We start from the raw sequence: 21,988 nt of genomic DNA, 5'->3' as shown, positions 1-21,988 counted from the left end.
TGTCATGACCGACACCAAACAGCCATCCGATCACACCGCGCGTGACATCGTCGGCGCACTGGCGCACATGTCCTTTCAAACGCTTTGTCAGGAAATAACCGTTCTGCCAGATACCGACGACGACATTGAAAAGCTTCGCGCTGCGGCCCGCGATGATGAGAAATCACTGATTGACCTTCTGATTGCGCTGCGGTCTGCCCGACTTGGTGACATTGCCCCATTATTTGCCAATCCGGACGACGATCCGGCCAATGCCAAAATCGCCGCATCCGATGTGCCCGACACCATGCTCTCATTGCTAAGTGCCCTTCGGGCGAGCACAGGCGTCCCGGTCCCAGGCGAATAATGAAACCACTCGACACCCAAGCCACGCTGCATGTCCGTTGCGGATCCGATATCCGCGATGGCCTCAAGCAGGCAGGCTTCATCGGCGATTTTCTGGAATTCTCCGATCCGTTTTGTCAGGGCCCGGTGCCCGATCTGCCACGCGATGCCTTCATCGAAACCCGTGCGGCCTTTATTTCTGGCGCTTACGACCTGCCCGGTGACGCGGCACTCGTGCGCCTCAGGCGCGAATATGATGCGCTGGGTCGTCTTGGGCAGTATGACCATGTCGTGCTCTGGTTCGAACATGACAGCTACGATCAACTGATCCTGGCCTTCCTGATGGATGCCATCGCCACCATTCAGCCCGAAACGAATATCGACGTCATCTCCGTCAATCACGCGCCCGCGTCCGAAGCCATCGACCGCTTCATCGGCCTTGGTCAACTCTCCACCGATGGTCTGATCTGGTGCTGGAACACTCATCGCCAGCCACTTAACAGCGACATGCTGACATTTGGCAGCAAAGTCTGGAAGGCAGTCCGCAAAGACACCCCGAACGACCTCAAAACGCTTTCGGAAACCGGCAATGCGCCCCTGCCCCACATGCCGGAGGCCCTCAAACGCCACCTCGCCGAACTGCCCGACCCGCAAACTGGTTTAAGCCTGACCCAAAAACTCACCCAGCAAATCATCAAGGACCACGGCCCGCTTCCGGTCGGCAAGGTCTTCGGCCACCTGATGCAAAGCGTTGATCCGCTGCCCTATCTCGGCGATCTGATGTTCTGGTCAGAAATTCAGTGGATGATGGACTGCCAAGCCCCGCTCTTCACCCTCACGCCCGCCGCGCCCAAAACCAACTGGGCCGAACGCACCATCACACTCACCACCACCGGCCACGAAACCCTGACCGGCAAACGCAATTTCCTTGATAACTTTACCGGCGTTCGTTGGGTTGGAGGTATCCAGATCACTCCGTCGGATGCGGTGTAACAGACACAATTTATCGCCTGCTGTTAGCCCAACCCGCGCGACGCTCGGAAAATCTCGCTTCGCAGCCATTTATGTGCGGCGTTGGCGGCGTTGCGGACGTGCCAGTATTGGGCGAAGCCATATTCGCGGAACGCGAGCGGCAGATCGAACTGGCCAAAATCCTGCATCATGGAGCCTGCCAGGCGCGATGGCAGGGTGGCGATGATGTCGGTGCCGCGGATCAGGTTGGCGACACTGGCAAAGGTTGGCACCTGAAGCACTGTGCGGCGTGATCGGCCAATCCCGCGCAGGATGTCATCAATTTCCGAACTGTCATTGGCCCCGATCATCACCCGCGCATGACTTGCTGCACAATACCGATCCAGCGTATCGGGCGGCCCGTCGTGAAATGCCGGATCGTAAAAACAGCGCATCCGTTCGCGAAACAGGCCCTGGCGGGCAATATCGCCATACTTGCCCGATTGATCAATCGTGATCGCATGATCAATCGTGCCATCGCGCAGCCATTTGACCATGCGGTCTACCCCCGGCACCGATACGACCTTAAGCCGCACATCGGCAGAACATGTTTGCAACCGCTTCATCAGGGCCGGCAGGATCACCGCCACCTCGTAATCATTGGCACCAAGCACAAAGCGCGCAGAATGATCGGCATTATCGGGATCAAACGCCACCACGCGGGTCAGGCCGCGCATCCCCTGCAACAGCACACGCACCTGTGGCGCAATTTCATCAGCATGGGCGGTTGGCGCAACCGATCTGCCTGACCGGACAAACAACGGATCGCCAATAATCTGGCGCAACCGATCCAGCCCGTGACTGACCGTCGGCTGCCCCACATCAAGGCGGTGTGCCGCTGCCGTCACCGATCCCTCGTCATAAATCGTCAGGAACAGCCGAAGCAGGCGATAATCAAGATCCAATTCATCGATTTTCATGCATAAGTATTATCATACCCATCGAATTGATCATATGCATTATTGGGTCCAGATTTCTCCCATGAACAGGCGATGCCTGACCCCTTATCGGAGAAACTGACATGACCATCCTCATCACCGGCGCGACCGGCCAACTCGGAAGCCTTGTTGTCAAACATTTGCTAGATCACATCCCGGCAAGCGACATCGCGGTAAGTGTGCGCAAGCCGGAAAAGGCCGCAGACCTGAGCGCCAAGGGCGTTGATGTCCGCAAAGGCGATTTCAATGATCTTGCCCTGATGACCAAGGCATTTGCCGGTATTGACACAGCCCTCATCATCTCGGCCGAGGACGACAACGAAACCCGCATCAAACAACACCGCACCGCGGTCGATGCTGCCAAGGCCGCAGGCGTCAAACACATCGTCTATACCGGTATTGTCGATCCCAAGGCGGATGCCGATTTCACCTATTCGGCCATTCACCTTGATACCGAAAATTACATCCGCCAAAGCGGCCTCGCCTTCACCATTTTGCGCAACAGCTTCTATGCCGATCTTCTGCTGGCCGGCGTCCCGCACGCGCTTGAAACCGGCGATTACGGTGCACCGGCCGGGGATGGCAAAATCACCTATATCCCGCGCAATGACCTGGCAGAAGCCGCCGCTGCGGTTCTTGCCAAGCCGTCTGACCACGTCAATAAAATCTATGACCTGACCGGGACCAAGGGCGTGACGCACGCCGAAATCGCAGGCTACATCGCAGATGCCACCGGCAAGCCGGTCAAGTTCGTCGATCTGCCGGCTGAAGTCCATACCGGCATACTCAAAAGCCTCGGCCTGCCCGATCACCTGATCGAAGCCCTTTCGGGTCTTTATGTCGGTGCGAAAAAAGGCGACTACGAAACTGTCAGCAATGATTTCGAAACCGTGGTGGGTCGCAAACCGCAATCGGTTGAAGCATTCATCAAATCCGCACTGGCAAGCTAAGCGAACCGCCCCCTCACCAGACACTAAAAAAAACGGGCCCCGAAAGGGGCCCGGCAAGTTTTCAGGGAGGCATCAGAAACGGACCAAACGGTCCCTGACCTTCAGGGGGCAAAGGTCAGCAGAGAAGAAACAAAAAGCACGGCGGTCGAGGTAATCGAAAAAGCGATATATTTGATAATCATGTTCAGGCTCCTTTGCGGGGGGCGGGGGGACAGGCAAGACAGCACCGGGGACGCACCATCTTGCCTGCATGGGGTCAGGCCCCAAGTAGAACGCGTTTCCGCCGAACTTTCCTTTCCCTCAGGGAACCGGAACATGGCGGGGTGATCTAAATCGGGACTAAAGTCCCAGGTCTGACAGCCCCGGATGATCATCCGGACGCCGTCCAAGCGGCCAATGGAACAGCCGTTCTTCAGCCGAAATCGGCTTGTCATTGATTGATGCCACGCGATGGCGCATCAGGCCGTCTTCATCAAATTCCCAGTTCTCGTTGCCATAGGCCCGAAACCAGTTGCCGCTGTCATCGCGATATTCATAGGCAAAGCGCACAGCGATGCGGTTTTCATGAAACGCCCAGAGTTCCTTGATCAAACGGTACTCCAGCTCCTTGGCCCATTTGCGGGTCAGGAATTCAACGATGTTTTCCCGGCCCTCAAAAATCTCGGCGCGGTTCCGCCAACGGCTGTCTGGCGTATAAGCCAGCGACACCTTTTCGGGATCGCGACTGTTCCAGCCATCCTCGGCCATGCGGACCTTCTGTTTGGCGGTTTCGACGTTAAAAGGCGGAAGAGGTGGCCGTGACATCATCTGATCCTTTGGTGTTTGGTCGATAAAGGGACCCCGGTCGGCGCGCAGCAACATGCGGAGGGGGGAATGCCGACCGGGGGAGTCGCCGGAAGTGGACCCTGCCTTAGGCAGCAGAGGCATTCACCACCGGAAAATCAATCGGGGTATCAAAGGCTTCGTTGAGGTAATTGGTCAGAGTATTGAGCGCGACATGCGCCACGATCTCGACCAGTTCGGCCTCGCTGTAACCGGCAAGTTTGGCCGCACTGACATCACCTTCGCTGACCTGGCCACGGTTTTTGACCAAAGCGACGGCAAAGCGCACAGCCGCATCCGCCTTCTGATCGCTCGACGTGCCATTGCGGTTTGCCGCGATCTCGGCGTCATCAAGTTTGGCGATATTTTTGCCCAGATAAGTATGCGCCGACAGGCAATAGTCACAGCCGTTAAGCTGTGCGACTGCAAGGGCAATGCGTTCGCGGGTCTGCGGATCAAGCGCCCCTTTGGCAAGCGCCCCATTCAGACCAAGATAGCCCTCAAGTGCGGCCGGGCTGTTTGCCGTCAGACGAAACAGGTTCGGAACCGAACCGAGCATCTTGTTCACACCTTCAAGAAGCGGCTGAGAAGCCTCTGGTGCAGCATTGATCGAAGCAGGCAGGGAAATACGGGTCATGGAAACTCTCCTAAAACAAGTTTGGGTTGATCAGCGTTGAGAACATATATACAGACAGGTCTGTCTACTTGTCAAACATATTTTTAAAACGATCATTCTATTATTTGTAACGCTTGCATTTCTGCGGTTTTCTCGCCACAATAATACAGACCGGTCTGACTATCCCGGTAAAAAATCCGCCTACTGGAGTGAAAAAGTTGAATTCAAAACGCGACGTACTCGTTGATACGGCTCTGCGGCTTTTCTATACACAGGGCTTCAATGCCACCGGCATAGACAAGATTCTTGCCGAATCCGGCGTCGCCAAAATGACGATGTACAAACACTTCAAGTCGAAGGATGAGCTGATCCTGGCCGCCCTTACGCGCCGCGATGAACAGTTCCGTGACTGGCTGACCGCTGAAATGCAAAAGGCATCAACCAATCCGCGCGATCAGTTGCTTGCGATGTTTGACGCGCTCGAAGAATGGTTTCATGGCCGCGCCTTCAAGGGCATGGGCTTTTCCGGCTGCGCGTTTATCAACGCCTCAAGCGAGTTCGCCAAGCTTGATCATCCGGCCCACCAGATCGCCGCCGAACACAAACGCTGCGTGCTCGAACATATTGCCGATCTGTGCACAAAGGCCGGCGCGTCCGATCCCAGACAACTGGCCGAACAACTCGCCCTGCTTAAGGAAGGGGCAATTGTCACAGCCCAGGTACGCGGCATGCCCGAATCGGCCCGGATCGCCAAAACCATGGCAACCGCCCTGCTTGATGCCGCCCTGCCCGCCTGATCGTTTGGTCAAACCGGTTCAAAAACAAAAACGGGGCCAGACGGCCCCGTTTTTTGTTCAGCACAGCAATAAGCAACCTAGTCATCAAGCTCGACAAAGACCACTTCGCCGTCTTTGAGCTTAAGGCCAAGCTGGCCGTGTTTCAGGCGCAGCGCGTATTGCCCGAAAAGCTCGCGCCGCCAGCCACGCATGGCCGGAACGTCTGCATTGTCATCAGCCGCGATGTTCTGAAGATCGTCGCTTGATGCCACCAGACGCTGGGCAACGCCCTTTTCCTCGGCACAGAGTTTAAGCAACACCTTCAGAAGCTCCACCGTCGGGCCGATCCCGGCCGGCAGCTCAATGCGTTCCTTTGGCTTCGGCCACTGATCCTGCGGGCTATCAAGGGCCGCCTTGATCGCCTCGATAATCGCCTGCCCCGGTTTGGAGGTGCCAAAGTTGCGGCCAACGCCCCGGGTTTTATCCAAATCCTTGTCGGTCATCGGCTGACGGGCCGCGATATCAAGCAAGGTATCATCGCGCAAAACCCGGTTGCGCGGCAGGTTCTTGCGCTGTGCCTCGGTTTCGCGCCATTCGCCAAGCGCGCGCGCCACCGCCAGGAATTTCGGGCTGTTGGATCGGGTTTTAAGCCGCTTCCATGCTTCGGCCGGATCAATCGAATAGATAGACGGATCGGTCAGGCGTTCCATTTCCTCAAACAGCCACACCGCACGGCCATTGGCCTCAAGGCGTTCATGAAACGCTTCATAGATCACGCGCAGATGGGTGACATCCGAAAGCGCGTAACTGATCTGTTTGGTCGAAAGAGGACGGCGCGACCAGTCGGTAAAGCGCATCGACTTATCAATGCTCTTGCGTGCCACCTTGTTGACCAGCGTTTCATAGCCGACCTGATCACCATAGCCCAGCACCATCGCCGCCACCTGGGTATCAAACACCGGATGGGGGACCTTGCCCGACAGATGGACGAAAATCTCGATATCCTGGCGGGCGGCGTGAAACACCTTGACCACCGCCTCGTCCTGCATCAGCTCGAACAGCGGCGTCAGGTCAATGCCCTCGGCAAGCGGATCGACCGCAGCCCCGTTGTCGGACGGCTCCGGACTTGCCAGCTGCACCAGACACAGTTGCGGCCAATAGGTCGAGTCCCGCATGAATTCGGTATCGACAGTGACATATTCGAACTTGCGCAATCTTTCACAGAGACTGCGAAGTTCTTCTGTAGTTGTAATTGGTTCCATGCCGACTGCTATAGCATTGCCTGCCACAATTCGCCAGTGGCTTCGATGCAGGGCTGATCTTCGCCGTATTCGGGCAACATATGGCCCAAGGCTCTCCAGAGAATAGGTCCTGACCCTAGATAATCTCGTCCTCATCCAGAAGCGGATCAGATTGAAGATGGGTTTCGATGGCATCCATGCGTTCCTGGACTTCCGACGGACGCTTGATCGACGCGATATGAAACAGCGCATCCCCCTGATTGACAATCGGGTGGTTGGTCCGCCCGATAATCAAGCCTTCCTCGCGCACGATGACTTCTTCATCACGTTGCCCGAACGGATCGGATACCGCCGCGGCCACGTCCCCGGCCCGGACAAACTCCCCGGCCAGTTTGAACGTCCGCAAAATGCCGCCCGCCGGTGCGCGCAGCCAATGGCTGTTGGAGGATTTGAACGACGGCACGCGTGGTTCGCGCACGGTGCGTTGCGATGTCATGCCCAGTTTGCGCATCACGCGCAAAACGCCCGACACACCGGCACGGATCGACATTTCGTCAAAACGAAGCCCCTCGCCCGCCTCAAACAGCAGGATCGGCACGCCAAGCTCGCGCGCGGCTTCGCGAAGTGATCCGTCGCGCAGCGGACTGGTCAGGATGATCGGCGCACCAAACGCCTCGGCATATTCCATGATATTCGGGTCATCTTCATTGACCCGGATCTGCGGCAAGTTAACCCGGTGAACCGCCGCCGAATGCAAATCGATACCGAAATCGGATCTTTCGACAATTTCATGCAAAAACAAATGCGCCAGCTGTGCGGCCAGGGATCCACGCGAATGCCCCGGGAAGCAGCGGTTCAAATCGCGCCTATCGGGAAGATAGCGGGTGTTGTTAAGAAACCCGAACGCATTGACCACGGGCACGGCCAGCAACGTGCCACGCATGCCGCGCAATGCGGTTGATTTCAAAACGCGGCGGATGACCTCCACCCCGACAATCTCGTCGCCATGGACAGCACCACTGACGAAAATCACCGGGCCCGGTCGTTTGCCATGCACGACATTGACCGTCAGATTGACCGGCGTGTGGTTGGACAAAAGCGAGATCGGGATATCAACAATCTGGCGCGTGCCCGGAGCGACCTTTTTCCCAGCGATTTCAAAATCAGGGTTCTTGGGGGTTCTGGGCGCTTTGCCTTTCCCCTTGGGTGATCCGGTTTCGCTCATTGTGATATCCCTTGTTCTTATCCCTTGCCTTTGGTCCGCACCTTACCGGGTTTGAAATCTTTTTCCATGAATTCAATGATCATGCCGGCAATGTCCTTGCCGGTTGCATTCTCAATGCCTTCCAGTCCCGGTGACGAATTCACTTCCATCACCACCGGCCCGTGATTGGATCGCAGGATATCAACACCACAAACATTTAGCCCCATCGCCTTGGCGGCTTCAACGGCGGTTGAACGCTCCTGCGGCGTGATGCGGATTGCACGCGACGAGCCACCACGATGGATGTTCGATCGGAAATCGCCCTCCGCCCCTTTGCGCTCCATGCTGGCAACCACCTTGCCACCAATCACAAAGCAACGGATATCGCTGTTACCGGCTTCCTTGATGAATTCCTGCACCATGATTGCAACATTGGCGCCACGGAATGCCTCGATCACGGATTTGGCGGATTTTTCGGTTTCGCCCAGAACCACACCGATACCCTGTGTGCCTTCCAGAAGCTTGATCACCACCGGCGCGCCCCCCACAATCGACAGAACTTCATCGGTCTTTTTCGGGTCATGGGCAAAGGCCGTCACCGGCAGGCCAATGCCACGGCGTGCGAGGATCTGCAGCGAACGCAACTTGTCGCGCGACCGGCCAATGGCAACGGACTCGTTTAACGGATAAACACCCATCATTTCAAACTGGCGCAGAACTGCCAGACCGAACTGGGTCACCGAGACACCGATACGCGGGATCACCGCGTCATAACCGGTCAGTTTCGATCCGCCGTAATAGATTTCCGGTTTCAGCGACGTGATGTTCATCGACACCCTGAGCGTGTTGATGATGTCCATCTCATGCCCGCGTGCTTCGGCCGCCTCGACCAACCGTTTGTGGGAGTAAAGGTTTGGATTGCGTGCAAGCATCGCGATTTTCATAAGATGTCCCCCAAAGGTCGGCAAAACGAAGCGCGCCCGGTATAATACCGGTGGCTGGCGAATGCGGAATTGTCAGAAAGAGAGAGCATGTTAAATCAAATCTGCCTCGCTTTGCCGCGGACATCCTTCTGTCCAGCAAGAAAAGGTCTGAAGAGCGTAGCGGAGCTACGGTCCAGGACCTTGACGCTGCGGGGCAGAAGGATGTCCCGGCCCACAGGGTTTGATTTTGGCAGTCTTTCGCGACGTTACACCGCTTGACCGATGCGCCGCATCGCTCTGCACGCTGTGCCTTGCCAGAAGACAAGCCAAAAACAAACAAAGCGTGGCAGATTTGATGTAACATGCTCTGTACGACCCTGTCGGGATCTTGTTCCGGCAATGGGTCGTTCTTCTGCGCGTCTATCTCTGTTCCGGCTTCCCTGCAAGATAAGATTTCGATGGCAGCACCAAAAATCTTCCTGCTTTCATCGCGGTCCTGCCCAAAAGCATGGGAAAGCCCATGATTGACCGGTTTGCCAGCGATACTTCAACTTTCAATTTGTGATGCCCAACCTGGATATGGGTGGCAATCACAAACCGTTCTTCGGCATTTCCGTTCGAAGAGCGAATCTCGCGCATTTCAATCAGCGGCGCCAGACAATCGATCCGTCCATGCCCGTCCCCGCGATAATGCGGCAGGGTAAATGATACAAAATCCTGCCCGTCACGCACCACCTTCTTTGGATTAAGCGCATGCAGCGACGATGTTCGGGCCCCGGTATCAACCTTGGCCTTGATTACCGGCACGCCAAGATCAGGAAGGCCGATCCATTCCCGCCACCCCAAAACATGTCCATCGGAAATCAGGGTATCGGTCTGGCTCTTAAGCGACGGTTTTGCTTTTACGCGTTGCGGGCTCACATGCAGCTTCCGGTTATTGAATGCAATCTGTTAGGTGGTGGTGATGATAACCTGTAACAACCTGATCGGCTTACGAAATTCGTTTCGATGTTACGATTCCGTGGTCATGTCATCCATGACACTGCGCACCAGCGGCAAGGTCACCGCCCGCTTTTCGGCCAATGCCCGACGATCAATTGCTGCCACCAATTGACTTAACGCCGCAAAGGACCGTTCGATCCTTGGCAAAACATAACTGATGATTTGCGGGCTGGCCGGGATCTGCCGGTCGGCAAACAGCTTGATCAGCAAACCGACAATCAAGTCATCATCCGGCGGCGAAATCTCGCACACCAGGGCTGCGCCCAGCCGTGATTTCAGATCGGGTAAATCAATCTGCCAGCGCGATGGCGGCTGGCTTGCGGTCAACAACAAATGGCCACCGCGTTCTTTCAGCATATTGTAAATATGGAAACACACGGTTTCATCAAGGCCCGCGCCGGCAACAAGGTCCGCATCCTCGATCACAAGACCGGTGGCATCGCCCAGAAGCTCATCGGGATTGATCCCGTTCAAATCCGATGCTGCGACCTGTAACGCACCAGATCGTGCCCGCCACACTTCCGCCAGATGACTTTTCCCACACCCCTTTGGCCCATAAAGACACAAGGCCGGGGCGGGCCATTTCGGCCACTGGTCGATCCACGCCACCGCTTCGCTATTGCAATCGGCGACCATGAAATCATCACGGCCAAGTGCCGGACGCATTTCAAGCGCCAGCGGCAATTGCTGCGGGTCGTTATCTTTGTCCGGCTTGGATGTCACCCGGGTCACAGTAAACTCAATTTGCTGATCTCGATCTCTGGGGGCTATTTCTCGGTCTCGGTCGTGGCATTGTTGCCAGCGTCCGGCCCGTGATCATAAAGCCTGCTATCGAGATACTGCCTTAAGCCATAACGTACAAGCACGCCGATCACGGCGGCCACCGGCACGGCCAGCATCACGCCAAGAAGGCCGAACACCGCACCCCCGGCAAGCAAGGCGAACATCACCCAAACGGCATGCAGCCCGACCTTGTCGCCCACAAGCTTGGGTGTCAGGAAATTGCCCTCAAGCACCTGACCGATCAAAAACACCAGCGCCACCAGCCCAAGATCAAGGCCAAAGCCAAACTGTGCCAGCGCGACCCCCATGCCAACCGCAAAGCCGGCAATCATCCCGAAATAGGGCACAAACGATACAAGCCCGGTCATCAAGCCAATGACAAAGCCGAACTCAAGCCCCGCCAGCGTCAGGCCAAGCCCGTAAAACAGGCCAAGCAGAATGCACACTGTCGCCTGCCCGCGGACAAAGCCTGCAAGGGTTTCGTCAATCTCGCTGACACACTGGCGGATATCCTTGGCCGAACGCCTGGGCAGGTAACTGTCCACCTTGGCAACGATCTTGTCCCAGTCACGCAGCAGATAAAACGACACCACCGGCGTAATGAACAGCAAGCTCAGGAAGTTCAAAAGTGCCAACCCGCCCGAAAGCACATTGGTCAGAACATTACCAACCCATTTAAGGGCATTGGCACTCTGCCCCTTGATCGCATCAGATACACTTTGCAGTGTTTCGGGTGCCACTCGATCCAGAACATTTTGCAAATACGGCGCGACATTGGTGCGCAACGTATCGACATAGCCCGGAAACCGTTCAAGAAAGCCTGCCAACTGGCTGCCGATCATCGGCACGACAATCAACATCACCAGAATGAACACAAGGAAGAAAAGGAACGTGATGATGCTCGTCGCAATCACACGGCTGGCCCCGCGTTCCTCAAGCCGATCGGCAAGTGGATCAAGGAAATAGGCAATCGCCATCCCCGCCACAAACGGCAACAGGATGCCCGAAAACAGCCAGATCAGGAAAAAGAATCCAACAACAAAGATCAGCCAGAAACGTGCTTGCTGTCGTAATGTCATTCCCCGGCCCCTGTTAAACTGTCCCTGTCATGCAAAAGGCTTATCCGCCTAACGACAGCCCCTGCAAACGATCCGCCCCGCTCGGCTGGATGAACCAAAGTTCCCCCATCCGCGACAGGCTAAGGTTCTGCTGATTAAGCGCTGTCTGCAACTGGTTGGTCGATCCGACATATTCAATCGACAGCTGCACTTCGCGCTTGGACATCGCAATCACCCGCGCATTGCGCACCACCGGAAGCCCGATCAGCTTGTCCTCGATCCCGGCCCAGTCTCCAAGACCGGTAATGGGGATAAACACCATAAGGCTGCCGCCCGTGCTGTAATTAATCAGGTTGGCCCGTTTCCAGCCATCGGCCAATTGCTCCTGCACCGATTTGGCGGCGCGCACCAGCGTCTCGTCAAGCGTCTCACCGGCTTGCGTCTTTTCCTGCACACCAAAAATCTGCGGCGCGCCATTGGGCTCATAGCGGGTAACAGATACATCAACCGTCTCGCCGCCCTCCGGCCCGCTGACCTCTGCACTGGCGACCACGGCAACATCCGCGCCATAACGCTTGGCAAGCTGGGACAGACGTTCCATCGATCCGCTTTCGGCCTGCTCGGCTGAGACGGTGCTGATATCGGTCAGATCGCCAATCGGTGCCTTGATCGGCACCAGTCCCGATGTCGCGATATTACGCGCCCAGACATCGCGCCACGGATTGGGATCATCCCACAGATTGACGTAATTATTCGTGCGATAGACCGGCACGATCATCACCGGTTTGGACTGCAATTCGGCAAATGAAATATCGCGGAACCGCAAGAACCGGCGAAGCTCGTCATCCTTGAAGCGCACGGTCATGTCCGCGATATAGCGCACGGACGATGTCTTTTCGTTCGACACCCCAAAATCGCGCACCATGTTCGTGATCACCGATGTTTCCGGTGTCGCAAGCCCAGCGCGATCTTCGGGCAGGGTCAAGCGGGCAACCACTTCTTCAAATGCCTTGCGCTGACCGATTTCAAGTGCACGCTCGCGCGCAGCAGCCGCGGTTTCGGCGCGCTCGTCAACATGAACACCGCTGACGGTGAAAATGTCCTGTGCCGCTGCCGGAAAGGCCATAATGGCTGCTACGGTGGCCGCACCCGCCCACATCTTGATGTTTTTCAATGAAGTAAGCACGTATGCCTCTTTGCCCTAATCGTGTCTTGTTGCATTATTCTATAACGCTCTTTGTGGCATGTTGAACGCATTCTGCAAAGAAAACTCTGTCATGCGCAGGTGATCATTGCATATTGCCCGCGTTTGAGTATTTTCGGCCCAGCGGAAATTATCAAGCCCGCGTTTTTTATCAGCAGGATCGCTTTGTCCTCTATATCTGATTAAAGGCGTCAGTAAGGCGGATTGGTCAAACAGCAGGTTCCCTGCGACCCGGACCGCAATGCGACAGTTGCCCGTCGATTGGACGTCGATACGTGCTGATGAAAAACGCGGTTTTGCCGCCTTTTATTCATGCATGTTTGATGCCAGGGACCCCGAAATGACCACCTCTAACGGCCTTACCTATAAGGACTCCGGTGTCGATATCGATGCCGGGAATGACCTTGTCGAACGAATCAAACCGCTTGCAAAAGCAACAACCCGTTCCGGTGTTGCCGGTGGTCTTGGCGGCTTTGGCGCCCTTTTTGATCTGAAGGCTGCCGGATATAACGATCCGGTTCTGGTATCCTGCACCGATGGTGTCGGCACCAAGCTGAAAGTCGCCTTTTTGGCCGACAAGCATGACACGGTCGGCATTGACCTTGTCGCCATGAGCGTCAATGACCTCGTCGTTCAGGGCGCAGAACCGCTTCTGTTCCTCGATTACTTCGCAACCGGCAAGCTGTCGGTCGATAACGCTGCAAGTGTTGTTGGCGGCATTGCCGAGGGCTGCAAACAGGCGGGCTGTGCGCTGATCGGTGGCGAAACCGCTGAAATGCCCGGCATGTATGCCGACGGTGAATATGACCTTGCCGGTTTCGCGGTCGGTGCGGCCGAACGCGGCGAACTGCTTGATGGTTCGAACGTTGCCGAGGGCGACGTTATCCTTGGCCTCGCATCCAGCGGCGTTCATTCCAACGGTTATTCGCTGGTCCGCAAGGTTGTCGATATGGCGGGTCTTGGCTACGGCGACGAAGCCCCGTTCGCACCGGGAAAGACCGTTGGCGAAGCCCTGCTTGAACCGACCAAGGTTTATGTCAAAAGCTGCCTGGCGGCCCACAAGGCTGGCTTGGTCAAGGCACTTGCCCACATCACCGGTGGTGGCCTGACCGAAAACGTTCCGCGCGTTCTGCCCGAAAACCTGACCGCTGTGTTTGATGCCAGCACCTGGGAATATCTTCCGGTGTTTAAATGGCTCGCCAAGCAGGGCGGCATTCCGGCAACCGAAATGGCACGTACCTTTAACTGCGGTATTGGCATGTGCGTCGTTGTTCCGGCCGACAAAGCTGACGCGGCCGAAGCCATCCTGCGCGAAAACGGCGAAACCGTCAGTCAGATCGGTGTCATCGGCCCGCGCGCTGGCGATGGCCCGCAGGTCGTGATCAAAAACATGGGCCCTTCATGGGAAAAGTAAACAAGTTGAAGCTCGCCGTTCTGATTTCAGGCGGCGGGTCCAACCTGCAAGCCATCATCGATGCCTGTAATGCGCCCGACTACCCGGCCGAAATCGTGCTGGTCTTTTCCAACCAGCTCGATGCGGGCGGGCTTGAACGCGGCCGCAAGGCTGGCATCCGGTCGGAAGCCATCTCGCACAAGGGTTATCCCGGCGGGCGCGAAGCCTATGACAATGCCGTCAGTGCCCTGATCGAAGAAAGCGGTGCCGACCTTGTCGTTCTGGCCGGTTACCTGCGTCTGGTCAGTGAAAGCTTTGTCACCCGCTGGAAAGACAAGCTGATCAACATCCACCCGTCGCTTCTGCCAAGCTTCAAGGGTCTTGGTGTGCATCAGGCTGCCCTTGATGCCGGCGTGAAGTTTGCCGGTTGTACCGTGCATTACGTCGTCCCCGAAGTCGATAGCGGCCCGATCATCGCCCAGGCCGTTGTTCCGGTCCTGCCGGGCGATGACGCTGGCAAACTGGCCCAGCGCATCCTGAGGCAAGAACACCGCATTTACCCACAGGTCATCCGCTGGATCGCCGAAGGCCGCGTTTCGGTCGATGCCAAGGGCATTGTGACTGTGGCCGACGCACCGCAAGCCGATTTCGCTGAAATCAACCCGGCGCTCGAGCCCGGATGAAAGAACCTTTGGCGCTGGCTGCGCAGGTTTCTGAACGCATAAAAGGCGGGGCATAATCATGTGTCCCGCCTTTTTCGTGGCCTGCTGCCAGATCCGCAAACCGGGGTCATAATCTTTGCGCATTCTGATGCTGTTATGGGATCAACGAATGCCACCACCGCCGCGGAAAACCGATATCATGATGCGCAAGCTCTTAGGACTGATCATCCCCCTCGCCCTTTTGGCCATGCTCGTAAGTCCTGCACTCACCAGTCCCGCACTGGCCGATTCCGATCCAGAACTGGATTCTTACAAGGCCGATATGCAAACAGGTGAGAAATCCTGGCGGGCGCAGAAATGCGCTGTCTATCAGGAAACCCGGGCTGAAATGCTTGATGAAATTCCGCGCGGTGCGCTCAGCCCCGAATTTGCCAAGGCCGAAGAAGACTATATCGAAAATGGCTGTGCGGGCCGCGCCTATGCCTGCCCGAAATCCAAGACGGAACTCGACTACGCCAACAAGATGTCGTTTGCGATGATGAGCCACGGGCTTTCGGGCACCTTCCTGCCCTATGGCTGCAAATCCAGCATCCAATAAGCCTTTGGGATCAAAGGTGAACCACAACAGGTGTGAAGTCGGTCAAACGTATAATATCCAAGGTTAATCTTGCACTTGCCCAAGCTCAACTCAGTGGATATACATTTGAACAATCCCAAAATATCCAATCCCAGGAGGCAAATTTGCAGGGTAACGATTACGAACTGACTGAAACCCATGTCAGCATCTATCACGGCTACACCAACTTCGTGAAATGGGGCACCATCTCGATCATTGCCCTTCTGGGGTTGATGGCAATTTTCCTTCTGTGATTTGCCTGTTGCGAAAAACTAAAAGCTGCCGTTTTCCGGCAGCTTTTTTTATGCTCAAAGCGTATCTGTCTCATAGCGAACGATATTAAACCCCTCCTCCACACTCGGCGGGACGAAGGCCGCATTGATCTGATGGAACTGCGCGTCACTGGCGGCGAACTGATGGCTTCCGGCCCGGTTGCGCACCCGAAGACGGTTGATGCACACATCATCGTCCATATCAAGATAATGCAAAACATGATCGGCCCCGGCATCCTCAAGGATCCCGCGCATCCAGCCCCGCAAACCAACCGTATTGGCCGGAAAATCCAGCACCACCGAAACACCCGCGCGCAGCACCATCGCCACATGCGGCCCCATCACGCTGCGCAATTTGTCCGATACCCGGACATAATCCGCAACCGAGCACATCTGATCGCCAAATAGCGTCGAGAGCCATTCATCCTCGGCAATCAGAACCGTGCCGGGCTTGCGCGCCAGTTCGGCGGCAAGGGTTGATTTGCCCGCGGCAATCTTGCCACACAGCAAATGAAGGGTGCCGACCTTGGCACCATCTTGCGGCATCAAGGATCGATCACTTGGTTGTAACGCTGATAGGGGCTTGGTCATTGTCATCTCCCGGATTGCACATCGCTGGTCTGGCCGGGAGACAGCCACAAAAAAACCCGCCTCGCCGGCGGGTGGGGCTCATTTGGTCAAAACGTCGCTACCCCGCCACTCTATGAGAGGCGGTAAAAATTCGTACCGATTTCTGGGTCACAACGTTTTCCATGCGCAAATACTGCCACACGCAACACCACCTTGTCCATCCGGTTGAACAGATGAAAACAGTCAACAACATCAAAGCAATTCACCCCTGAGTTGATTTGCGCTACCATCGCCTTGTTGTCTTGCGTGATAACAGCAAACCAAACAATGGTCCCAACAACAGGGAGGAAACAATGCAAGGAAGCGATTACGACGAAGGCCTGGTGCACCACCACGAGGAAGGCTGGCACCACTGGACAAAATTCATGCTCTGGAGCGTGATCTCGATCGGGGTTCTCCTGCTGCTGATGGCCGCATTCCTGATCGACTAAACTCGCCTCAATTCCCTTTTATGCCTTAATAGAGCTGCCCGCTTTGCACGCCGCAAACGGGCAGCTTTTCTATGTTTTTACCGCAAAACATTGAAAAGAACGCCCCCCGGCCCAACCTCAAGACCTAACGCGCCACCAAATTGGAACAGTTCAAAAAACGTCTGGGGTGGAATGTATGCTCGACCGTTTTCGCATCAGCACAAGATTGATGATGGCCTTCATCACAATGGCACTCGTCACCACGCTTACCGGTGTTGCGGGCATTGTGTTCACCAAACTGCTGTCATCTGAAAGCAAAACCGTCGCGGTCGATCTTGCGCCGCTGGGCGACGCCGCGATGGAAATCAAGCTCACCGCCACCAACGCCCATTTGCTGCTTGAAGAAATCATGGGCGGTGATACCTCCGAAGACATTAACGAGGTCTGGGCCCTTCTCGATGAATCGCGCTGGTACGCCAATGCGATCCTTGAAGGCGGCACCAATGACGAAGGAACCTTTGTCGCCACCCAAAGTCCCGCTGTCCGCGCCCAGATCGAAGAGGTCCTTGTCGCCCTTGATACCCTGATCGCGGTCAGCGAACGCCGCTATGCCCGCATCGCCTCTCAGGAGGGTGTCGGCACCGGTGCCGATCAGCAATTCGACAGTCTCTATGAAAACCTGCAAACCGACCTTGGTAAGCTCCTCCCGCCGCTCCGCCAAGGCACTGATCCTGCTGCCCTTGCCGCCATCGAAAACGTTGGCGAGGCCCGCTATCGTCTGGCCAACGGCCACCTGTTTCTCGAAGAACTTCTAAGTGGTGATCCCGAACTGACCTATGACGGGGTTGCCGAAAACTTCACCGAAGCCCGCAACCGCATTACCGCGATCAACATCCCGGCGCTGTCCGATCAGACCACCAAGCTTGCCAATGATATCAACGCGCTTGCCAACACCGCCAAGACGCGCGCGGACAATACCCTTGCCAATCTGAGTGCTGATGCCGAGGCCGATGTCGAATTTAATGCCAGCTTCGAACGTTTCATCAGCCTTGCCGACGCGGCTGAGGAAATCGTTCATGACGACATGGATGCCGGCCTGTCGGACATGGAAAGGCAAATCATCCTGTCCGAAGCCACGATGATCACAGTCACCATTGTCGGCTTTGTTCTGGCCATCCTGTTTACCATCGGTGCACGCCGCGGGATTGTCTATCCGATCACGCGTCTTGCCGATGACATGGGCAAACTGGCCGGGCGCGACATCAATGTCGACATCCCCTATGTCCGTGCCCAAACCGAAATCGGCGACATGGCCCGCTCCGTTCAGGTTTTCAAGGACAATATGATTGCCTCTGACAAAATGACCGCCGAAAAGGAGCAGGAACAAAAGGCCCTTGATGCCGCCAATACCGCCCGCCTCGCATCGATCAAGAAATTCGATGGTGAAATCAGCCGCATTCTTGGCTCTGTGACCGGATCGGTCGGCACCGTCAAGGATACCTCCGACAATCTCAACGAAACCGCGGATATCAACGCCGCCATGGCAAACGACGTCAATCAGGCATCGTCGGAGGCCAACCGTAACGTCCAAACCGTTGCATCGGCGGCTGAAGAACTCAGTGCCTCGATCAATGAAATTCGTGCCCAGGTCGACCGCTCGCTTGAGATTTCCGGCAGTGCAGTTTCCCAGGCCGAACACACCAACCAGTTGGTCGAAGGTTTGGCCGTATCTGCCACCAAGATCGGCGAGGTACTTGGGCTTATTTCCGATATTGCCGAACAGACCAACCTGCTGGCCCTTAATGCCACGATCGAGGCGGCCCGCGCAGGCGACGCTGGCAAGGGCTTTGCCGTTGTCGCATCCGAGGTCAAAAACCTCGCCAATCAGACCGGCAAGGCCACCGATGAAATCGGATCACAGATCACCGGCATTCAGGATGCCACCAAACAATCGGTCGATGCCATCAAGGGCATCACCACCGTTATTTCCGATATGAGTGAAATCGCATCATCAATTGCCGCTGCCATCGAACAACAGGGTGTCGCCACCGCCGAAATTGCCGCCCGGGTCCTTGATGCCTCGGACGCAACCAGCAAGGCGTCCGATCAGTCTGACAGCATTCAGTCCGCGGCCGAGCAAAACCGCGCACGCGCATCCGAACTGGCCAAGGCCGCCCACGAACTCGCCTCTGGGTCAAACGCGCTGCGCCAGTCGGTCGATACCTTCCTCGATGATGTGCGCCAATGACCCATCGCGTTTCGCACAATCACCAAACATTTCCGTAAAACAAAAAACGCCCCGCAACTTGCGGGGCGTTTTTGCATCCGGTTGGACCGGAGAATTCTGTATTCTTGGCTTAGCCGACGATTTCGGTCTGAGCGAAGAAATATGCAATTTCGATTGCAGCGTTTTCGAGCGAGTCCGAACCGTGGACCGAGTTCGCTTCGATGGATTCTGCAAACTGTTTGCGGATGGTGCCTTCCTCGGCATTTGCCGGGTTGGTTGCGCCCATTACTTCGCGGTACTTAACGACGGCATCTTCGCCTTCGAGAACCTGGACAACAACCGGGCCAGAGACCATGAAGTCTACCAGCTCGCCAAAGAACGAACGTTCTTTGTGAACTGCATAGAAACCTTCAGCCTGAGCGCGGGTCAAAGCGACGCGCTTCTGTGCGACAATGCGCAGGCCAGCTTCTTCGATGACGGCATTGATTTTGCCAGTCAGGTTGCGGCGCGTTGCGTCCGGCTTGATGATCGAAAGAGTGCGTTCGACAGCCATTGGTTTCACCTAAGCTTTGTAAAAATTCGTTACCCCCAAAGAGGGCCCCCAAGAAGCCCCCCGAGTACAAAGGGCCTGCGGAAGATAAAGGCGGTACCAAAGACCGCCCTTATCATCCACAGACCCGAAGGTTGGCGCTATATAAACGGGGTTGGATCGCAACGCAACACATAGTTCTACCGCTGCAAACCAGACCTGCAGCCGTTGCATTCACCCGTTTCGCCTGCAAAACGCCCCCAAAAGGCATGAAACTGCGATTTAGCGCCGGTTTTGCCCGGATCTGTCATCGAAATCACACCGGCCATGACAATTTGAAGAATCCTTGCGTCAAACACGCTCCTGCCCTATTGAAAGCACAGAAATCCTTGCGATTCCCCCTAAACTGCGCCCAAAGCGCCCGCAAACCAGTTCAAGAGACCAACCGAAAATGCTGCAAATTACCGACCTCACCTATCGCATTGGCGGACGTGTCATTCTTGACCGGGTATCGCTGACCATCCCTGATGGCCACAAGGTCGGCCTGATCGGGCGCAATGGTGCGGGGAAATCGACCCTTCTTAAACTGATCTCGGGCGACCTGCCCGGCGATGGCGGCGATATTGTGCTGTCCAAGCGGGCCCGCATGGGTGTCGTATCGCAAGAAGCCCCGGCAGGTTCGCGATCCCTGCTTGAAACCGTTTTGGCGGCCGATACCGAACGCGCCGATTTGCTGGCAGAGGCCGAAACCACCACCGACCCGCACCGCATTGCCGAGGTCCATACACGTCTGGCCGATATCGAAGCCCATACCGCCGAGGCGCGCGCTGCCGCCATTTTGTCCGGCCTTGGTTTTGACGGCGAGGCCCAGCAACGCCCGTGCGATGATTTCTCGGGCGGCTGGCGCATGCGTGTGGCCCTGGCGGCAACCCTTTTCCTGCGCCCGGATCTGCTGCTGCTTGACGAGCCGACCAACCACCTTGATCTCGAAGCCACCATCTGGCTTGAAAACTATCTGATCAACTATCCCGGCACGATCATCCTGATCAGTCACGATCGCGATCTTCTCAACCGGGTGGTCAAATCGATTGCCCATCTGCATGACGGCACCGTCACCCTTTATGGCGGCAACTACGACAAATTCGCCAAGACCCGCCGCGAACAGATGGAACTCGCCTCCAAGCATTATGAAAAACAGATCGCCCAGCAAAAGCATCTGCAATCCTTCATCGACCGTTTCCGCGCCAAGGCCAGCAAGGCCAAGCAGGCGCAAAGCCGTGTCAAAATGCTTGAAAAAATGGGCCCGGCCATCCCGGTGGTCGAGGATCGCGGCATTTCCTTTGACTTCCCAAGCCCCAAGGAACTGCCACCGCCCCTGATTAACATCCATGATGGCGATGTCGGCTACGAAGAAGGCAAACCGATCCTGCGCAATATCAGCCTGCGCATTGATATGGATGACCGCATTGCCCTTTTGGGTGCCAATGGTAACGGTAAATCGACGCTGGCAAAGCTTCTGGCCGATCGCTTGCAACTGATGTCAGGCGAAAAGCATGCGTCGAACAAGTTGCGCATCGGCTATTTCGCGCAGCACCAGACCGACGAGCTGCGCGGCGATGAAACCCCCTATCAGCACATGGCATCCCTGATGCCCGATGTGATCGAACACAAGGTCCGCGCCCAGCTTGGCCGCTTTGCCTTCGAAGGCCAGAAAGGCGACACCAAGGTCAAGGATCTGTCTGGTGGCGAAAAGGCCCGTTTGCTGTTTGCGCTCATGACGCTTGATGCCCCGCATATGCTCATCCTCGATGAGCCAACCAACCACCTTGATATCGACAGCCGCGATGCGCTGAACCATGCGCTCAACGCCTATGAGGGTGCAGTCATCATCATCAGCCACGATCCCTATCTGATCGAAGCCTGTGCCGATCGTCTGGTTCTGGTCGCGGATGGCACGGTCACATCGTTTGACGGCGACGTTGCCGAATACCGCCAGTATCTTCTGGATCGCGCGCGCATGGAACGCCGTGCCAACAAGAATGGCGGCGAAGAGGGCAACGGCAAACCCGCCAAACGCGACCGCAAGGCCGAACGCCAGCAGGCCGCCGAAAAGCGCAAAATAGCCGCCCCCATCAAGCGCGAAGTCGAAAAGCTCGAAAAACAGATGGAAAAGCTTTCCGAACGCAAAGCCGGCATCGAAGAAAAAATGGCCGACCCGACGCTCTATGAAGACGCCAACGCCCAGAAACTGGCCGACATCCAAAAGGAACTCGGCCAGATCGAAAACGAACTCGCCATGGTCGAACAAAAATGGCTCGACAAGCAGGAAGAATACGACGCGATGGTGGCGTAAGCCACCACCGCCCACCTATTCCCCGCGCCTTGAAAGCCCGTCAT

Annotated in this window: 23 protein-coding genes; 11 read left to right on the top strand and 12 right to left on the bottom strand. The window is 56.2% G+C overall.

Annotated elements, in window-relative coordinates:
• The first annotated feature begins 4 nt into the window (after positions 1 to 4).
• The gene (locus FHI25_RS20580) at positions 5 to 346 is read left to right on the top strand and encodes a hypothetical protein (RefSeq protein WP_246879006.1); all 342 of its coding nucleotides are present in this window, start codon (positions 5 to 7) and stop codon (positions 344 to 346) included.
• Positions 346 to 1,317 carry a DUF1835 domain-containing protein gene (locus FHI25_RS08060; protein WP_210516656.1) on the top strand — a complete coding sequence of 324 codons (972 nt, stop codon included), beginning with the start codon at positions 346 to 348 and terminating at the stop codon, positions 1,315 to 1,317. Before FHI25_RS20580 ends, FHI25_RS08060 begins: the two co-directional genes overlap by 1 nt.
• A 23-nt stretch (positions 1,318 to 1,340) precedes the next feature.
• Here FHI25_RS08060 and FHI25_RS08055 read toward each other — a convergent pair whose 3' ends face one another.
• Positions 1,341 to 2,255 (bottom strand): LysR family transcriptional regulator, encoded by a 915-nt coding sequence (locus FHI25_RS08055; RefSeq protein WP_210516654.1) that lies wholly within the window; start codon positions 2,253 to 2,255, stop codon positions 1,341 to 1,343.
• A 101-nt stretch (positions 2,256 to 2,356) separates the two neighbouring features.
• Between FHI25_RS08055 and FHI25_RS08050 the strand changes: the two genes are divergently transcribed.
• A complete protein-coding gene (locus FHI25_RS08050) occupies positions 2,357 to 3,223 on the top strand; it encodes an SDR family oxidoreductase (protein WP_210516652.1) in 867 nt (288 codons plus the stop codon).
• Between the two features lie 339 nt (positions 3,224 to 3,562).
• Here FHI25_RS08050 and FHI25_RS08045 read toward each other — a convergent pair whose 3' ends face one another.
• Both FHI25_RS08045 and FHI25_RS08040 read right to left on the bottom strand, forming a co-directional pair.
• On the bottom strand, positions 3,563 to 4,027 hold the full coding sequence (locus FHI25_RS08045; protein WP_210516649.1) for a DUF1348 family protein: 465 nt from the start codon (positions 4,025 to 4,027) through the stop codon (positions 3,563 to 3,565).
• Positions 4,028 to 4,133: 106 nt separating this feature from the next.
• On the bottom strand, positions 4,134 to 4,682 hold the full coding sequence (locus FHI25_RS08040; RefSeq protein ID WP_210516647.1) for a carboxymuconolactone decarboxylase family protein: 549 nt from the start codon (positions 4,680 to 4,682) through the stop codon (positions 4,134 to 4,136).
• A gap of 197 nt (positions 4,683 to 4,879) precedes the next feature.
• Between FHI25_RS08040 and FHI25_RS08035 the strand changes: the two genes are divergently transcribed.
• A complete protein-coding gene (locus FHI25_RS08035; RefSeq protein WP_210516645.1) occupies positions 4,880 to 5,458 on the top strand; it encodes a TetR/AcrR family transcriptional regulator in 579 nt (192 codons plus the stop codon).
• Positions 5,459 to 5,535: 77 nt separating this feature from the next.
• On the opposite strand, the gene rnd is transcribed toward FHI25_RS08035, so the two are convergent.
• The 7 genes from rnd to FHI25_RS08000 form a co-directional block, all read right to left on the bottom strand.
• Complete coding sequence (rnd, locus tag FHI25_RS08030; protein ID WP_040824125.1) at positions 5,536 to 6,699, bottom strand: ribonuclease D; 1,164 nt, start codon at positions 6,697 to 6,699, stop codon at positions 5,536 to 5,538.
• Positions 6,700 to 6,814: 115 nt separating this feature from the next.
• Positions 6,815 to 7,903 (bottom strand): succinylglutamate desuccinylase/aspartoacylase family protein, encoded by a 1,089-nt coding sequence (locus tag FHI25_RS08025; RefSeq protein WP_082923579.1) that lies wholly within the window; start codon positions 7,901 to 7,903, stop codon positions 6,815 to 6,817.
• Between the two features lie 17 nt (positions 7,904 to 7,920).
• Complete coding sequence (rimK, locus tag FHI25_RS08020; protein ID WP_120225095.1) at positions 7,921 to 8,826, bottom strand: 30S ribosomal protein S6--L-glutamate ligase; 906 nt, start codon at positions 8,824 to 8,826, stop codon at positions 7,921 to 7,923.
• Positions 8,827 to 9,225: 399 nt separating this feature from the next.
• The gene (locus tag FHI25_RS08015; RefSeq protein WP_210516643.1) at positions 9,226 to 9,726 is read right to left on the bottom strand and encodes a RimK/LysX family protein; all 501 of its coding nucleotides are present in this window, start codon (positions 9,724 to 9,726) and stop codon (positions 9,226 to 9,228) included.
• Between the two features lie 90 nt (positions 9,727 to 9,816).
• Complete coding sequence (locus FHI25_RS08010) at positions 9,817 to 10,539, bottom strand: DnaA/Hda family protein (protein ID WP_120225096.1); 723 nt, start codon at positions 10,537 to 10,539, stop codon at positions 9,817 to 9,819.
• Positions 10,540 to 10,574: 35 nt separating this feature from the next.
• The gene (locus FHI25_RS08005) at positions 10,575 to 11,669 is read right to left on the bottom strand and encodes an AI-2E family transporter (protein ID WP_064780553.1); all 1,095 of its coding nucleotides are present in this window, start codon (positions 11,667 to 11,669) and stop codon (positions 10,575 to 10,577) included.
• A gap of 40 nt (positions 11,670 to 11,709) precedes the next feature.
• The gene (locus FHI25_RS08000) at positions 11,710 to 12,834 is read right to left on the bottom strand and encodes a DUF2066 domain-containing protein (RefSeq protein ID WP_349237984.1); all 1,125 of its coding nucleotides are present in this window, start codon (positions 12,832 to 12,834) and stop codon (positions 11,710 to 11,712) included.
• Positions 12,835 to 13,192: 358 nt separating this feature from the next.
• On the opposite strand from FHI25_RS08000, the gene purM reads away from it, so the two are divergent.
• The 4 genes from purM (at position 13,193) to FHI25_RS07980 (ending at position 15,777) form a co-directional block, all read left to right on the top strand.
• Entirely contained in the window at positions 13,193 to 14,266 is a 1,074-nt protein-coding gene (purM, locus tag FHI25_RS07995; protein WP_210516640.1) for a phosphoribosylformylglycinamidine cyclo-ligase, read from the top strand.
• On the top strand, positions 14,254 to 14,928 hold the full coding sequence (gene purN, locus FHI25_RS07990; RefSeq protein WP_210516637.1) for a phosphoribosylglycinamide formyltransferase: 675 nt from the start codon (positions 14,254 to 14,256) through the stop codon (positions 14,926 to 14,928). The genes purM and purN overlap by 13 nt, the downstream gene beginning before the upstream one ends.
• Positions 14,929 to 15,106: 178 nt before the next feature.
• Positions 15,107 to 15,505, top strand: coding sequence for a hypothetical protein (locus tag FHI25_RS07985; RefSeq protein ID WP_210516635.1), 399 nt, complete (start codon positions 15,107 to 15,109; stop codon positions 15,503 to 15,505).
• A gap of 143 nt (positions 15,506 to 15,648) precedes the next feature.
• Positions 15,649 to 15,777, top strand: coding sequence for an aa3-type cytochrome c oxidase subunit IV (locus FHI25_RS07980; protein ID WP_210516633.1), 129 nt, complete (start codon positions 15,649 to 15,651; stop codon positions 15,775 to 15,777).
• Between the two features lie 54 nt (positions 15,778 to 15,831).
• Here FHI25_RS07980 and FHI25_RS07975 read toward each other — a convergent pair whose 3' ends face one another.
• The gene (locus tag FHI25_RS07975) at positions 15,832 to 16,386 is read right to left on the bottom strand and encodes an ATP-binding protein (RefSeq protein ID WP_246879005.1); all 555 of its coding nucleotides are present in this window, start codon (positions 16,384 to 16,386) and stop codon (positions 15,832 to 15,834) included.
• A gap of 332 nt (positions 16,387 to 16,718) precedes the next feature.
• On the opposite strand from FHI25_RS07975, the gene FHI25_RS07970 reads away from it, so the two are divergent.
• Both FHI25_RS07970 and FHI25_RS07965 read left to right on the top strand, forming a co-directional pair.
• Positions 16,719 to 16,856, top strand: a complete 138-nt coding sequence (locus FHI25_RS07970; protein ID WP_114129841.1) for an aa3-type cytochrome c oxidase subunit IV — start codon at positions 16,719 to 16,721, stop codon at positions 16,854 to 16,856.
• 175 nt (positions 16,857 to 17,031) lie between these two features.
• Positions 17,032 to 19,083 carry a methyl-accepting chemotaxis protein gene (locus FHI25_RS07965; RefSeq protein ID WP_210516631.1) on the top strand — a complete coding sequence of 684 codons (2,052 nt, stop codon included), beginning with the start codon at positions 17,032 to 17,034 and terminating at the stop codon, positions 19,081 to 19,083.
• Positions 19,084 to 19,192: 109 nt separating this feature from the next.
• Here FHI25_RS07965 and ndk read toward each other — a convergent pair whose 3' ends face one another.
• A complete protein-coding gene (ndk, locus tag FHI25_RS07960; RefSeq protein WP_008891250.1) occupies positions 19,193 to 19,615 on the bottom strand; it encodes a nucleoside-diphosphate kinase in 423 nt (140 codons plus the stop codon).
• Positions 19,616 to 20,042: 427 nt separating this feature from the next.
• Between ndk and FHI25_RS07955 the strand changes: the two genes are divergently transcribed.
• Positions 20,043 to 21,944, top strand: coding sequence for an ABC-F family ATP-binding cassette domain-containing protein (locus FHI25_RS07955; protein WP_210516629.1), 1,902 nt, complete (start codon positions 20,043 to 20,045; stop codon positions 21,942 to 21,944).
• Positions 21,945 to 21,988 lie beyond the last annotated feature (44 nt).

Origin of the sequence: Thalassospira sp. ER-Se-21-Dark (genome assembly GCF_017922435.1) — a bacterium.
Lineage (GTDB): Bacteria > Pseudomonadota > Alphaproteobacteria > Rhodospirillales > Thalassospiraceae > Thalassospira.
The sequence above is the reverse complement of the archived record's forward strand: the minus strand, read 5'-3'. Positions and strand labels throughout refer to the sequence as shown.